The sequence below is a fragment of the Janthinobacterium sp. SUN211 genome (assembly GCF_030587315.1).
Lineage (GTDB): Bacteria > Pseudomonadota > Gammaproteobacteria > Burkholderiales > Burkholderiaceae_D > Janthinobacterium > Janthinobacterium kumbetense.
Genome location: NZ_JAPWIC010000001.1, coordinates 230,636 through 243,396, shown reverse-complemented (window position 1 = coordinate 243,396; position 12,761 = coordinate 230,636). Strand labels below are relative to the sequence as shown.

At 67.8% G+C, this 12,761-nt stretch carries 15 protein-coding genes; 7 read left to right on the top strand and 8 right to left on the bottom strand.

Features of this window, described 5'->3' with window-relative positions:
- The first annotated feature begins 75 nt into the window (after positions 1-75).
- A complete protein-coding gene (locus O3301_RS01050) occupies positions 76-972 on the top strand; it encodes a LysR family transcriptional regulator (RefSeq protein WP_305055227.1) in 897 nt (298 codons plus the stop codon).
- A gap of 108 nt (positions 973-1,080) precedes the next feature.
- On the top strand, positions 1,081-1,695 hold the full coding sequence (gstA, locus tag O3301_RS01045) for a glutathione transferase GstA (RefSeq protein ID WP_305055226.1): 615 nt from the start codon (positions 1,081-1,083) through the stop codon (positions 1,693-1,695).
- Between the two features lie 22 nt (positions 1,696-1,717).
- On the opposite strand, the gene O3301_RS01040 is transcribed toward gstA, so the two are convergent.
- The gene (locus O3301_RS01040) at positions 1,718-2,170 is read right to left on the bottom strand and encodes a PaaI family thioesterase (RefSeq protein WP_289905289.1); all 453 of its coding nucleotides are present in this window, start codon (positions 2,168-2,170) and stop codon (positions 1,718-1,720) included.
- Between the two features lie 151 nt (positions 2,171-2,321).
- Between O3301_RS01040 and O3301_RS01035 the strand changes: the two genes are divergently transcribed.
- Positions 2,322-2,894, top strand: a complete 573-nt coding sequence (locus O3301_RS01035) for a DUF4337 domain-containing protein (RefSeq protein WP_305055225.1) — start codon at positions 2,322-2,324, stop codon at positions 2,892-2,894.
- A 12-nt stretch (positions 2,895-2,906) separates the two neighbouring features.
- Here O3301_RS01035 and O3301_RS01030 read toward each other — a convergent pair whose 3' ends face one another.
- The 3 genes from O3301_RS01030 to O3301_RS01020 form a co-directional block, all read right to left on the bottom strand.
- Entirely contained in the window at positions 2,907-3,527 is a 621-nt protein-coding gene (locus O3301_RS01030; protein ID WP_251349075.1) for a ParB-like protein, read from the bottom strand.
- Positions 3,528-3,575: 48 nt separating this feature from the next.
- Positions 3,576-5,237 (bottom strand): SulP family inorganic anion transporter, encoded by a 1,662-nt coding sequence (locus O3301_RS01025; RefSeq protein ID WP_305055224.1) that lies wholly within the window; start codon positions 5,235-5,237, stop codon positions 3,576-3,578.
- 62 nt (positions 5,238-5,299) lie between these two features.
- Positions 5,300-5,593, bottom strand: coding sequence for a hypothetical protein (locus O3301_RS01020; protein WP_289898210.1), 294 nt, complete (start codon positions 5,591-5,593; stop codon positions 5,300-5,302).
- A 119-nt stretch (positions 5,594-5,712) separates the two neighbouring features.
- Between O3301_RS01020 and O3301_RS01015 the strand changes: the two genes are divergently transcribed.
- Positions 5,713-6,819 (top strand): acyl-CoA dehydrogenase, encoded by a 1,107-nt coding sequence (locus O3301_RS01015; protein ID WP_305055223.1) that lies wholly within the window; start codon positions 5,713-5,715, stop codon positions 6,817-6,819.
- A gap of 27 nt (positions 6,820-6,846) precedes the next feature.
- On the opposite strand, the gene O3301_RS01010 is transcribed toward O3301_RS01015, so the two are convergent.
- Genes O3301_RS01010 through O3301_RS01000 form a run of 3 tightly spaced genes read right to left on the bottom strand, consistent with a single transcriptional unit; the run spans position 6,847 to position 8,867 of the window.
- Complete coding sequence (locus O3301_RS01010; RefSeq protein ID WP_305055222.1) at positions 6,847-7,338, bottom strand: cupin domain-containing protein; 492 nt, start codon at positions 7,336-7,338, stop codon at positions 6,847-6,849.
- 36 nt (positions 7,339-7,374) lie between these two features.
- Positions 7,375-7,761 (bottom strand): carboxymuconolactone decarboxylase family protein, encoded by a 387-nt coding sequence (locus tag O3301_RS01005; protein ID WP_305055221.1) that lies wholly within the window; start codon positions 7,759-7,761, stop codon positions 7,375-7,377.
- Between the two features lie 20 nt (positions 7,762-7,781).
- Entirely contained in the window at positions 7,782-8,867 is a 1,086-nt protein-coding gene (locus O3301_RS01000) for an alpha/beta hydrolase (RefSeq protein WP_305055220.1), read from the bottom strand.
- Between the two features lie 239 nt (positions 8,868-9,106).
- On the opposite strand from O3301_RS01000, the gene O3301_RS00995 reads away from it, so the two are divergent.
- The 3 genes from O3301_RS00995 (at position 9,107) to O3301_RS00985 (ending at position 11,405) form a co-directional block, all read left to right on the top strand.
- Positions 9,107-9,940 carry an HDOD domain-containing protein gene (locus tag O3301_RS00995; RefSeq protein ID WP_305055219.1) on the top strand — a complete coding sequence of 278 codons (834 nt, stop codon included), beginning with the start codon at positions 9,107-9,109 and terminating at the stop codon, positions 9,938-9,940.
- Positions 9,941-10,032: 92 nt separating this feature from the next.
- Positions 10,033-10,464, top strand: a complete 432-nt coding sequence (locus tag O3301_RS00990) for a hypothetical protein (protein WP_099664287.1) — start codon at positions 10,033-10,035, stop codon at positions 10,462-10,464.
- Positions 10,461-11,405 (top strand): DUF2145 domain-containing protein, encoded by a 945-nt coding sequence (locus O3301_RS00985; protein ID WP_305055218.1) that lies wholly within the window; start codon positions 10,461-10,463, stop codon positions 11,403-11,405. Before O3301_RS00990 ends, O3301_RS00985 begins: the two co-directional genes overlap by 4 nt.
- On the opposite strand, the gene O3301_RS00980 is transcribed toward O3301_RS00985, so the two are convergent.
- Positions 11,402-12,670, bottom strand: coding sequence for a nucleotide disphospho-sugar-binding domain-containing protein (locus tag O3301_RS00980; protein WP_305055217.1), 1,269 nt, complete (start codon positions 12,668-12,670; stop codon positions 11,402-11,404). The two genes, O3301_RS00985 and O3301_RS00980, sit on opposite strands and share 4 nt — an antisense overlap.
- Positions 12,671-12,761 lie beyond the last annotated feature (91 nt).

The following is a 12,761-nucleotide window of genomic DNA, read 5'->3' as shown; positions in this document are numbered from 1 at the left end:
ATGCATTACCATGAATAGATGCTAAAGTCTGCATGAACTTATTAGCGCAACTAATGAATTGGAAAGACATCCGCCATGGCACAAACCAACTTCAACGACATACTCGCCTTCGTGGCTGTGGCCCGCGAAGGCAGTTTCACCCGGGCGGCGGCCAAGCTGGGCGTGTCGCAGTCGGCGCTGAGCCAGACCGTGCGCGCGCTGGAGGAACGGCTCGACTTGCGCCTGCTGGTGCGCACCACGCGCAGCGTCTCGCCCACGGAGGCGGGCGAACAGCTGCTGCGCACGGTGGCGCCCCGCTTCGACGAGATCGAGGCGGAACTGGCCCTGCTCAGCGCACGACGCGACAAGCCGGCCGGCAACATCCGCATCAGCGCGGGCGAGCATTCGGCACTGACGGTGCTGCAGCCGGCCATCGCCCGCCTGCTGCCCCACTACCCGGACATCCACATCGAAGTCATCGTCGACAATGGCATGACCGACATCGTGGCCGCGCGCTGCGACGCGGGCGTGCGCCTGGGCGAGCAAGTGGCCAAGGACATGATCGCCATGCCCATCGGTCCCGATTTCCGCATGGCCATCGTTGCCTCGCCAGCGTATTTCAGCCGGAATCCGCCGCCCGTCACGCCGCAGGACTTGATGGCGCACAACTGCATCAACATGCGCCTGCCCACCCTGGGTGGCCTGTTTGCCTGGGAATTTGCCAAGGATGGGCAGGAACTGAAGGTACGCGTGGAAGGTCAGATGATCTACAACAACATGGCCATGCGCCTGCATTCGGCGCTCGATGGCCTGGGCCTGGCCTGCATGGCGGAAGACGTGGTCCTGCCCTACGTGGCCGATGGCCGCCTGATGCGCGTGCTGGACGACTGGTGCCCCGCGTACGCGGGCTACAAGCTGTATTACCCGAGCCGGCGCCACCCTTCTCCCGCGTTTACCTTGCTGCTCGACACCTTGCGCTATCCCCGCGTTTGAGCCAGCGCAATCGTCCACCGGGCGTGGACAGTCGCCAAACGAACATGCGTTTACCGTGCGGCGGCGCAGGGCTATAGTGGCTACTTTCCCACCTGTTCAAGGATCGCCATGAAACTCTTTTATTCGCCGGGCGCCTGCTCGCAGGCGCCGCACATCATCCTGCGCGAAACGGGCACTCCGTTTACCCTGGTCAAGGTCGACCTGGGCCAGCACCGGACGCAGGAAGGCGGCAATTACTACGAACTCAACCCGAAAGGCCAGGTGCCGCTGCTGGCGCTCGCCGATGGAACGACCTTGAGCGAAGGCCCCGTCATCGCCCAGTACATCGCCGAACAGGCTGGCCGGCAGGACTTGCTGCCGTCCGTGGGCAGTTTTGCCCGCTACAAGGTGCTGGAATGGCAGAACTACATCACGTCCGAGCTGCATAAATCGTTCAGCCCCCTGTTCGATCCGCGCATCGACGCGGCCGCCAAGGCCTTGTTCGTCCAGCAACTGGCCAAGAAATACAAATGGGTGGACAGCCGCCTGGAAGGCCAGGCCTACCTGACGGGCGACACGTTCACGGTCGCCGACGCCTATTTGTTCGTCATCACGGGCTGGGCGCCAGGCGTGGGCGTGGACTTGTCCGCGCTGGCGCATGTGCAAGCCTTCCTGGCCAGAGTGGCACGGCGCGACAGCGTCAAGGCGGCTTTGGAAGCGGAAGGACTGGCCAAGGCGGCTTGAGCGCCATCGCCCGGTGCACGGCTCACGTCTTTTCCGACTTGCCGTGCATCACCATGATGGTTTGCTGCATCAGCGCGCACAGGGTTTCCTTGCCATCGCGCACGGCGAACACTTCGGCTTGCGTGACGATCAGGGTGCGCCCCGGGCGCACCACCTTGCCGCGCGCAATCAATTTCTCGCCATCGGCGGGCGCCAGCAGGTTCATCTTGTATTCCACCGTCAGCACGGACGCGCCGTCGGCCACCATGGTCATGGCCGCGTAGCCGGCGGCCGAGTCCGCGATCATGCCCACCACGCCGCCGTGCACGAAACCGTGCTGCTGCTCGATGCCGCGCCAGTGCGGCACGTGGATTTCCGTGCTGCCATGCGCCACCACGGGCAGGCTGGCCTGGATCAGGGTCATGGCGTTTTGCAGATCGAAACTGGCGCGGACTTTTTCGGCGAAGTGCGGGTCGGGCAGACGGGACGTGCTCATGGGCTGTGCGCTTTCAAGGGGAGAACGCCTTACTGTACCCGCTTATGCCCGTTCGCACCATGTCGCGGCGCCCGCCAGCTTACACGGCGGATGCGGTAGTATCGCCATGTCGACACATGATCCCTCCTCCTGCCCCCGCGAAAGGTCCGCCATGGAAGAAGAATACGAAGTACCCAGCCCCCATGAGCACGCCGTGGAAGAGGCGACGGAGAGGGAGCGCGATGGCCTGACGCAGAAAATCGCCCTGATGACGGCCATCCTCGCCACCATCGGCGCCCTGATCAGCTACCAGAGCGGCAATGCACAGAACGAGGCCATGTTTCTGAAGAACGAGAGCATCCTGAAACAGGCGCAGGCGAGCGACCAGTGGGCCTTGTACCAGGCGAAGTCGACGAAGGGACATATCGCCGAAGCGACGGCCGCGCTGGCCAGCGTACCCGAGGTGCGGGCCCGCTTCCTGGCGGAACAGGCGCGGCAGGAACGGGAAAAGCCCCTGGTGCAGGCGCAGGCGCGCCAGCTGGAAGAGCAGTCGAGAAAGCTGGGCGAGGCGTCGGAAGCCAAGCTGCGCCCGCACGAACGGCTGGCCATGGCCCTGACCTTCATCCAGATCGCCGTGGCGCTGGCCGCCATCACCGTGCTGACGCGGCGGCGCTGGCTGCTGTGGGGCTCCGTGGGTGCGGCGGCGGCCGGCATACTGGCGGCCGGCAGCGCCTTCCTGCTGTAGCGACAGGCGGGGTCAGGCGGGCGGCACGATGCCGCTCCAGCCCGGCAAATAGCGCGCCTGCTGGCTGCGCGCCAGCTTCATGGCCTGCGCCAGCGCCTTGGGGAAATTTTTCTGCAGGCTGGCGGGCGCGATGCGGCTGCGCAAGAAATCGGCCCACAGGAATTCGCTGAACGGCGTCACGTCCTTGGCGTAGCCGCCCGCGCTGCGCAATTCGCCGGCCAGGCTGCGGTAGGGATCGTCGTGCAAGCCGCTCAGGTGCCGGGGGATGGCGGAAAAATCGCGGCGCAAGCCTTCGCTGTCGTACGGGTGCACCCACTGGTGGTGGTCCATCACATGCCAGAAGTGCAGCGGCTCCAGCCAGGACAAATCCTTGAGTATCATCAAACTGACGCTTTTCACGCCTTCCTGGTGCAGCGCCAGGCCGAAATGGTGGTGGTCTACGATGTAATGGCGCCCTTCCGGACCGATGATGCTGGGAAACCAGTGGTCGGCCAGCGCCGCCGCCCGCGCCTTCCGGCCCAGGCTGGCCCAATGCGCGCGCTTGAGCGCCACCTCGGCCATGCCCACCGTGATTTGCGTGGGCAGCAGCTTGTTCAGCCGTCCCTTGACCAGTTGCGGTTTCGCGCTTGTCATACCGTCTCCCAGATGCATGGCCTGGCCGCCAGCGTAGCATAGTCGCCGCTACTTTTCAGGCGTGGCGCAGCCCAGCAGGCGCACGGCCTCGGCCACGCTCAATTCACTGAGCAGCAGCGCCGGCGCCGCCTCGGCGGCCAGCATGTCGCGCAGCGCCAGTTGCAGCACGGCGCACGCCGGCTCCTTCAGCCGCGCCAGCGCCAGGGCCAGCCCCCGCTGACGCGCAAACGCGGCAAAGTCGCGCAAGGCTTCGACGCTGCTGCCATCGAGGTCGGGCGACTCTTCCAGGCTGAGGATCACCTTGCGCAGCGGACCGGCCCGCTCCTCCAGCAGGGTGCGTGCCAGGTGCAGGCTGCGCTCGGCATTGACGAAGAACAAGGGTTCATCGAGGCGCAGGATCAACGTGTCGGGCTGCGCGCGGGCCGCCGGGTACAACGCCAGTTTCACGTAGTCGTGGCTGTCGCCCAGCCGGCCCAGCACGGACAGGCCCGGCCGCGACAGGCGGCGCAGCATCAGCAGCAGGCTCATGGCGATGGCTGCCAGCAAGCCGTCGAGCACGCCGAACAGCAGCACGCCGGCAATGGCCGCCAGCACCAACAGGCGGTCGCGGCGCCAGGTGAAATAAGGCCGCAAGGAAACAGGGTTCAGCGTATGGCTGACGGCATGGATGACCACGGCAGCCAGCACGGGCACGGGAATCAGGGCCACCAGCGGCAGCAGGGTCAGCACGATGACGCCCACGACGGCGGCAGCCACCAGCCCCGCCAGGCGCGAGGTGGCGCCGGCCGCCTCGTTGGCGGAAGTGGCCGAATAGCCGGCGCCCACCGGCATGGCCTGGAACAGGCCCGCCACCACGTTCGCCGCGCCCAGCGCCAGCAAGTCGCGCTCGGGCGCCACGGCGTCGCCATGCTTCAAGGCAAAACTGCGGATGGCGCCATACGATTCCGCATACAGGATCAGCGCCAGCGCAAACGCCAGCTCGGCCAGGCGCGTCCATTCCTCCTGCGTCAGGCGCGGCAGGACAGGCATGGCCAGGCGCACATCGATGGCGCCCACCAGAGCCACGCCATGGCGCGGCAAGTCCAGCCATTGCCCGGCGGCGATGCCCAGCCCGATGACGATCAGGCCGGCAGGCCAACGCTGCAGCCGCCGCAGCAGGAACAGCGACAGCAGCGCCGCCGCGCACAGGCCGGCGCCGCTGCCGTTCCACTGTCCTGCACCTGCCAGCAAGCCCGCCAGCAGATGCGGCACATCGCCGTGCGCCGGCTGCACGCCCAGCACGCCGGGCAACTGTTTCACGATGATCACGATGGCCAGGCCGAAGGAAAAGCCCCGCAGCACGGGCTTGGCGATGAATTCCGTGATGCTGCCCAGCCTGGCCAGCCAGGCCAGCAGGAAAAATGCCCCCGTCAATATCACCAGTCCCGCCATCAGCATCAGCCGGTGCCCCGCCGTGCCGCCCGGCATGGATGCCATGGCGGCGGCCAGCACGGCGGCCGAGGACGACGTGGCCGAGACGATGGCAAAGCGGCTCGTGCCCAGCACGCCGTAGCACAGCAAGCCCGCAAACAGGGCCAGGATGCCCGCCTGCGGCGCCAGGTTGCCGATGCTGGCATACGCCACCGCTTCCGGCAGCAGCAGGCCGGCGATCGACAGGCCAGCGCTGGCATCTTGCCAGCGGTTCATTTGCGTCGCAGCCGATGCGCTCATGGAGGCTCCTGGTGGGTGGCGCCGGTCCGCGCCATGATGCGGCAAAACGGCGGCATGCAGGCTTACGGCGCTGCGGCGCCCACTTCCGACACTTTCCTGCCGGCGCGGAAGATGGAATAGATCACGGCACCGACGCGCTCATACGGCACGTCCGGCTGCGTGCGCAAGGCAACGCTGGCAATGTGCTCCTCGGACAGGACGGCCAGCATCTCGTCCACCGTGTGGACGCGCCGGCCCGCCACGGTGATGTCTTCCTTGCCCAGCATGACCACGGGCGGCGGTGGCGGCACGCTGGCGCAAGCCGCCAGGCACAGCAGCAATGCCGCCGCGCTTCCCGCATGGACGAATCTGCACATGTTTTTCCCCTTTTCCTGCAGCTTACAGGCGCGGGACTGGCGCCGCAACAGGCGCCGGCTATCGCTGGCCCCCCGCGCCGTGCGAAAATGCCCGCCTTCGCCATTGCCGGATTCTGCCCATGCCGCACGCTGCCCTCGCTACCCCTGCTACCCTTTCCGGGCGCGACGCGCGCCGCATCGCGCGTCATGCGCCGGCCGCCGACGCCGCCCGCTTCCTGCATCCGGCCCAGCAAGCCCTGCTGCACCGGCGCGGCTGGCTGACGATGCTGGCGCCGCGCGGCGCGGGCGGCGCCGAGCTGCCCTTGCCGCAGGTGGTGCGCCTGGAAGAAGCCGTGGCCGCCGTCGACGGCAGCATGGGCTGGGTGCTGACCCTGTGCGCGGGCGCGGGATGGTTTGCGGGCTTCCTGGCGCCCGACATGGCGCGGACCATCATCGGCACGCCCCGCGTCTGCCTGGGCGGCAGCGGCGCGGCCACCGGTGATGCGGAAGAGGAAGGCGACGGCTACCGCATCACGGGCAGCTGGGACTACGCCAGCGGCGCGCCGATGGCGACCCATTTCACGCTGAACGCCCGGCTGCGGCGCGATGGCCAGCCCCTGCTCGATGCGGATGGCAAGCCGCGCATCCGCGCCTTCCTCGTCCCCGCCGCCCTGGTGCAGCTGGTGCCCTCGTGGAACAGCATTGGCATGCGCGCCAGCGCCTCGCACAGCTACCGCATCGACGGTCAATGGGTTGCCAAGGAGCACGGTTTCACCATCGATCCTTCGGCCGCGACGGCCGGCGGCCCCCTGTACCGCTATCCGTTCTATTCGCTGGCCTACGTGACCCTGGCCGCCAACGTGGCCGGCATGGCCAGCCATTTCATGCAACTGGCCGAAGAAGGCATACGCCACCGCCGCCATGCGCGCGCCGGCTTGCCGCTGCTGGACGTGCCGGAAGTGGCCGCCATGCTGCAAGCCAGGAAACAAGCGTTCGCGGCCGCCCGCACCCGCTTCTATGCCGTGCTGGACGACAGCTGGGCGCAGGTGGCGGGCGGTGCGGCGCTCGGCGCGGACGCCATGCAAGCCGTGCAGGACCGTTCGCTGGACCTGGTCGCCGCATGCCGCGCGGCCGTCGGTGATGTGTATCCGTATTGCGGCCTGTACGCGGCCCGCGAAGACAGCGCCATCAACCGCGTGTGGCGCGATTTCCATACGGCCAGCCAGCATGCGCTGCTGCTGCCGTAATCTGCCTGAACGCCCGGCGCGGCATCGTCATTGAGCGCCTTGGCGGGGATAGCTGTCGTCCGCCACCTGTTCCAGCCAGCTGACGGCCGTGCCATCTTGCGCCTCGGCAATCGCGACGTGCTGCATGGCGGACGTGGCCGTCGCACCATGCCAGTGCTTGACGCCGGGCGGTATCCACGCCACGTCGCCCACGGCCAGCGCCTGCAGCGGGCCCTGCCAGTGCTGCACCCAGCCCTGGCCTTGCGTGACGATCAGGGTCTGGCCCAGCGGGTGCGTATGCCATGCCGTGCGGGCGCCGGGCGCGAAGGTGACGATGGCGCCGCCCACGCGGGCCGGCGCCAGGCGCTGGAACCTGGCGTCGACTGCAACCTTGCCCGTGAAGTAGGCGGCGTCGCCCATGCTGGCCGGCATGGCGGCGGCGCGCGTGACGGTGACGGCCGCTGGCGCGGCAGCCGGCGCGGCAGACGCGACCCCGGCGGGCAGGCAAAGCGGCAGGAGTGCCGCGGCGTATCGGTGCATATGGATATCCTTTCTTGCCGCGCGGGGCGGCGGTCGTTATTTGCGGAAGACTTCTTTCGCCACGGCCAGCGCCGAGACGGCATTCGGCCAGCCCACATAGAAGGCCAGGTGGGTGATCGCCTCGACCAGCTCGTCCTCCGTCAAGCCGTTCTGGCGCGCCAGCAACAGGTGCGATTTCAGCTGCTCGGGACGGTGCATGGCCACCAGCGCGCTGACGGTCACCAGGCTGCGGTCGCGTTTGGACAGCTGGGGACGCTCCCAGATGTCGCCGTACAGCACCTTGTCCGTGAGGTCGGCCATCTTCGGCGCAAGGTCCCCCATCAATTGCTGCGCGCGCGAGGGCGGCTTGCTCTGCGCATCCAGCGTTTGCGCTGACGCAAAGACGGGCAGCGCCAGGCAGGCCGCCAGGAAGCCTATTTTCATGCTGTTCGAGAAAACGCCCATCACGCCCCCAGGTGCTGACGAAAGAACGCGTCCAGCCTGGCCAGCGACTGCGCGATGTAAGGCGGCCGGTCGTACAGGTCCACATGCGAGGCGCCGGGCACGACGAACAGCTCCTTCGGCTGCGCCGCCCTGGCGTACGCATCCTCGCTGAAGTAGGCCGACACGGCGCGCTCGCCGACGATCATCAGCAACGGGCGCGGTGCGATCGCCTCGATCTGCGCGAACGGGAAGAAATTCATCATCGGCGCCAGGCTCGTCAAGGCGTACAGGCTGGTCGAGTGCGGGTGCTGGCCCCGGGGCGTGGCGTAGTAGTCGAGGAATTCGCGCACGATTTCCGGCGCGTCCGGCCCGGCCGACTCGGGCAACGCGCGGATGTCGCGCCGCGGCTCGCCGCGCGCCTCGCGCGTGCGCTGTTCGCCGACCTCGTCCAAGGTCTTCATGCGCTGCTCGTAGGTGAGCGTGTCGCCCAGCCCCTGGCGGCGCGCGCGGCCCATGTCGTACATGCTGACGGTGGCGATGGCCTTGATGCGGTGGTCGACCTGCGCCGCGCTGACGGCATAGCCGCCGCCACCGCAAATGCCCAGCACGCCGATGCGCGCCGGGTCCACGGCCGGATGATTGCTGAAGAAATCCACGCAGGCGCTGTAGTCGCCCACGCGCGTGCCCGGCACTTCCGTGTAGCGGGGCAAGCCGCTGCTGTCGCCGTAATGCGAAGCGTCGAACGCCAGGGTCACATAGCCCAGTTCCGCCAGCTTTTGCGCGTGCAGGCCGGCCGTCTGTTCCTTCACGCCGCCGAACGGGTGGCCGATGACGATGGCGGGGTATTTTTTTGCCGCATCGAAGCGGGCTGGCGTGAACAGGTTGGCCGCGATGACCGTCTGCGCGCTGGTGTTGGGGAACGTGACGCGTTCGATAGCGACGCCGTTGCGCCGGGAATGGCCCACGACCATGGGCCGGGTGGGCGCGGACGCCGGCGCTTGCGCCTGGGCCGCGTCTGCCAGGGCCATGCCGGCGCCGCCGGCCACCATGGCCAGCGAGGTGTTCAGGAATGTGCGCCGCTGCGGCTGGGGGACTTCATCACGCATCTGTATTTTCCTTGTAAACATTGATATGGAACAAGCCGCGTACGAGGCACGCTTGTGGCAGATCAAGCGTACCCGCCCTCGCCCACCGTGAATAGACAGGCAAATCCACTAAAGTCTATAAGTACAGCTTATGAATGGCGCCGCCAGCCAGCCGTGCCTGACAGGAAAGGCAGCCGGGCGCCATGCGGCCTGGATTGCCTGATAAGATGGGGACATTGCTACTTCCCGCTCCCCTATCCATGCACGTCAACACGCTCAGCAGCCTGGCGCAACTTTTGGCCAGCGCCGAAACGGAAACCCTGGCTTTTCCCACCAGCATCAATACGGCCCTGCTCCTGCAAAAGGAACTGGCCAACCCGGATTGCCACTCGGCCGACATCAGCCGCTTGCTGCTGTGTGAACCGACCTTGTCGGCGCGCGCCGTGGCGCTGGCCAATTCGGCCCTGTTCTCGCCCGGCCAGGCGCCCGCCATCACCAGCGTGCGCGCCGCCGTCGAGCGGCTGGGCCACCGCAACCTGTATGCGCTGGCGACGGCGGCCGTCATCCGCCAGCTGAACGCGGGCATCCGCGACGAAGCCTTGCGCGCCCGCGCCACCCAGCTGTGGGCGCACACCGTGCACGTGGCGGCGCTGGCGCACGGGCTGGCCGCCACCGTCACGCAGACGGACGCCGATACGGCGCTGTTCGCCGGCATCGTGCATGAAGTGGCCGGCTTTTATTTGCTGGCCCAGGCCGACAAGACTCCGGGCCTGTACGACCAGCTGGAAACGCAGATGGCATCCACGCTGGAAGTGATCGGCCGCGCGCTGATGCGCCAGCTGGGCGTGCCGCTGCCGGTGGCCGACGCCGTCAACGCCTTGCCCGGCTCGACCATCATGCTGCCGCCCGAGGGCTTGCGCGACACCCTGCTGCTGGCCAAGGCGCTCTCTCCCGTCCCTTCGCCGCTGCCGCAGGCCAGCGTCACCGTCAGCGAGGCTCTGCAAGCCTATCTGGAACACGATCCCGTGCTGCAGGCGCTGCGCACGCAGCCGTCGGCCGAAGCGAAGGGCCTGATCGAGGTACTGCTCAGCTGATGGCCGATCTGCTATGATGGCGCGAGCCGGGATGGACCCGGTCCGCTTTCATTGATGCTCACTGGAAAACTGCCTTGACTACCTCCTTACGCATGCTCGGCCTGGCCGCAGCTCTGACCATGGCGTGCAACGCCAACGCCGACAGCTTCGTTTCCTCGGCCTCCAGCGCCGGTTCCCAGTCGAGCGGCAGCATTTCCGATTCGCTCAACGGTTCGAGCAACAGCTCTTCGCGCGACAACAAGGTGGCCAATGGTCCCTACCGCATCATCGACGTGGCCGCCGTGCCGGGCCGCGCCGGTATGACGCGCTTGACGATGCAGGCCGACGCCACGGCCACGCCGCTGGTGCTGGACTTGCCGCAAGCGGCGCTCGACAAGCAGCAGCTGGCGCAGGGCGACGTGGTGCATGCGCAAAACCGCGCCTACGGCATCGAATTCTCGCGCAACGACACGCGCGCCGCCTTCTTCCTCGTGCTGGCCGACGACTGGTACGGCGAAATGGCCACGCGTCCCGTCAGCCTTTGATCTTGCGCAAACTGGCGCCGCTGCTGGCCGGCTGCGCCGCACTCGTCCTGGCTGGCGCCGCCCAGGCGGGCACCTCCATGTCCTCCTCGCGCTTTTGCGACCGCGCCCAGGAACTCACGGCCACGGAACAGGACCGGCTCTTGCGCTTTGCCGCCGTCGTGCGCGAAGAACTGGCCGCCAGCGAAGGCAGCGTGGCCCTGATCAGCCGCTCCGGCCTGGACCTGGCCCGCTTCGGCATCCGCTATTCGCACGCCGCGCTGGCCTGGCGCCACGACAATGACAGCGGCTGGTCCGCGCGCCAGCTGTACTACGCCTGCGACGAAGGCCGCCCGCGCATCTTCGACCAGGGCACGGCCGGTTTCGCCATGGGCACGGAAAACCCGGCGCTCGGCTACATCTCGCTCGTGAAATTGCCGGCCGAAACCGTGCCGCCCCTGCGCCGCGCCCTGCTCGACCCCGTGCGCGTGCAGCAGTTGCTGGCGGGCCGCTACAGCGCCAACGCGTATGCTTTCAATTTGACATACCAGAATTGCAATCAGTGGGTGGTGGAAATGCTGGCCTCGGCCTGGGGCGAACTGGCGGCAGGCGGCGACTTGCGCGTCCGCGCCCAGGACTGGCTGCGCGCCGCCCAATATGCGCCCGCCCCCGTCGACGTGGGTGCGCGCTGGCTGATGCTCGGCTCCATCTTCGTGCCCCTCGTGCATATGGATGACCACCCGCCTGAGGCAATTCGCTCGATGCAGCTGGCGGTGAGCCTGCCGGCCAGCCTGGAAGCATTCGCGCGCCAGCGCCTGCCCGCCAGCGAACGCGTGGAAATCTGCCACGACGGCAAGCAGGTGGTGGTGCACCGGGGCTGGGAACCGATCGCCGACGGCTGCGTGCCCGGCGCAAACGACCGGGTCATCGCCCTCGACGACACCTGGCGTCCCCAGGCAGACTAAGCGGCCAGGGCCGCTTCGACGTGATCCAGCAGGCGCGCTGATTCAAGCCCCTGACCCATCCGGCGGGCCACCTCGCCGCACGCCAGCCTGACTTCGGGCGCGGCCAGCAGGCGCGCCAGCTGCCGCTGCATGCGCCCGGCAGACAAGCGCCTGGCCAGCAAGACTTCCCCCACACCGAGCCGTTTGGCGCGCCAGCCATTGTCGAACTGGTCGTACGCGAACGGCACGATCAGTTGCGGGATGCCCGCGCGGAAAGCGTCCGCGCTGGTGCCGATGCCGCCGTGGTGCACCACGGCCGCCACGCGCGGCAACAGCGCCGCGAACGGCACGTACGCCTGCCACATGACGCTGGGGGGCAAGTGCTGCGGCACCTGCGCCGCATGGGACGTGAGGAACAGGCCGCGCCGTCCCAGCCGCCGCAACACGTCCAGGGCGATGCTGAAATAGCGCTGCGCGTGCTGGTGACCGGTACCGGGCGTAAACACGATGGGCGGCTCGCCCTCGCCCAGAAAACGTTCCAGTTCCGCTGGCAGCGCTACGGCGCCAGGCATGGCGGCGGCGGTGAAATCGGCTTGCGCGAAGTGCGGCGGCCAATCCGCCTGCGGCGCGGCGAACCAGGCGGGAAACAGTCCCAGCGAGGCGTCCGGCGCGGCCAGCATGTGTCCAAAAAAATGCGCTTCCGGCGGCAAGCCGTGCTGCGCGCGCGCGCCGTTCAGCCCAGGCAGCAGCACCGGGTCGATCATGGCGCGGTGGATCATCCGCCACAGGGCCTGGCGCCAGGCCAGCGGCAGCCACGCGGGAATGCGCAGCGAACCGGCCGTCAGGAAATCATGGCTGCTGCACAGGTTCGATGGCGCGAGATACGCCGCGACGATGCGCAAATCCGGGCGCACGGACCGCGCCAGGGCCGCCATCGGCACGAGGATGGGATGGCACAGCACCACGCAAGCCTCATCGGCCGGCAAGCCTTGCACTATGTCGCGCACGGCGCCCAGGTGCGGCACGAGGCCGTTCCACACCACGCCCCAGCCCTTGCGTTCATCCCACAGGCCGGGGTTGCCCAGCATGGCCTGCCCCTCTTCCGCGCTGCCGAAGGTGCGATACGGCAACTTTGACGCCTGCGCGGCCGCTTCCTGCCAGCCCGGCACCAGCAGCAGCACGCGCCGGCCCCGTTGCTGCAAGCCCTGCGCCAGCGCGATAAACGGTTGCATGTCGCCGCCGGTGCCGCTGCTGGCGATGATGACGAGCGGGGATGGGTCAGCCATGCAGCCATCCGTGCCTGGCGGCAATTTTCAGCGGGAAATCAAGCAAGAACGAGGGGTGCATGGGCATCTTTCCTAGTTGAAACACCCAACG

What these genes read in the sequence shown, in the direction of transcription:
- O3301_RS00990 (WP_099664287.1), top strand. Translation starts at nt 10,033, where the DNA reads ATGCTCGGCCTGGCCGCAGCTCTGACCATGGCGTGCAACGCCAACGCC.
- O3301_RS01005 (WP_305055221.1), bottom strand. Translation starts at nt 7,761, where the DNA reads ATGAAAATAGGCTTCCTGGCGGCCTGCCTGGCGCTGCCCGTCTTTGCG.
- O3301_RS01015 (WP_305055223.1), top strand. Translation starts at nt 5,713, where the DNA reads ATGCCGCACGCTGCCCTCGCTACCCCTGCTACCCTTTCCGGGCGCGAC.
- O3301_RS01050 (WP_305055227.1), top strand. Translation starts at nt 76, where the DNA reads ATGGCACAAACCAACTTCAACGACATACTCGCCTTCGTGGCTGTGGCC.
- O3301_RS00995 (WP_305055219.1), top strand. Translation starts at nt 9,107, where the DNA reads ATGCACGTCAACACGCTCAGCAGCCTGGCGCAACTTTTGGCCAGCGCC.
- O3301_RS01020 (WP_289898210.1), bottom strand. Translation starts at nt 5,593, where the DNA reads ATGTGCAGATTCGTCCATGCGGGAAGCGCGGCGGCATTGCTGCTGTGC.
- O3301_RS01000 (WP_305055220.1), bottom strand. Translation starts at nt 8,867, where the DNA reads ATGCGTGATGAAGTCCCCCAGCCGCAGCGGCGCACATTCCTGAACACC.
- gstA (WP_305055226.1), top strand. Translation starts at nt 1,081, where the DNA reads ATGAAACTCTTTTATTCGCCGGGCGCCTGCTCGCAGGCGCCGCACATC.
- O3301_RS00980 (WP_305055217.1), bottom strand. Translation starts at nt 12,670, where the DNA reads ATGGCTGACCCATCCCCGCTCGTCATCATCGCCAGCAGCGGCACCGGC.
- O3301_RS01040 (WP_289905289.1), bottom strand. Translation starts at nt 2,170, where the DNA reads ATGAGCACGTCCCGTCTGCCCGACCCGCACTTCGCCGAAAAAGTCCGC.
- O3301_RS01010 (WP_305055222.1), bottom strand. Translation starts at nt 7,338, where the DNA reads ATGCACCGATACGCCGCGGCACTCCTGCCGCTTTGCCTGCCCGCCGGG.
- O3301_RS01025 (WP_305055224.1), bottom strand. Translation starts at nt 5,237, where the DNA reads ATGAGCGCATCGGCTGCGACGCAAATGAACCGCTGGCAAGATGCCAGC.
- O3301_RS01030 (WP_251349075.1), bottom strand. Translation starts at nt 3,527, where the DNA reads ATGACAAGCGCGAAACCGCAACTGGTCAAGGGACGGCTGAACAAGCTG.
- O3301_RS01035 (WP_305055225.1), top strand. Translation starts at nt 2,322, where the DNA reads ATGGAAGAAGAATACGAAGTACCCAGCCCCCATGAGCACGCCGTGGAA.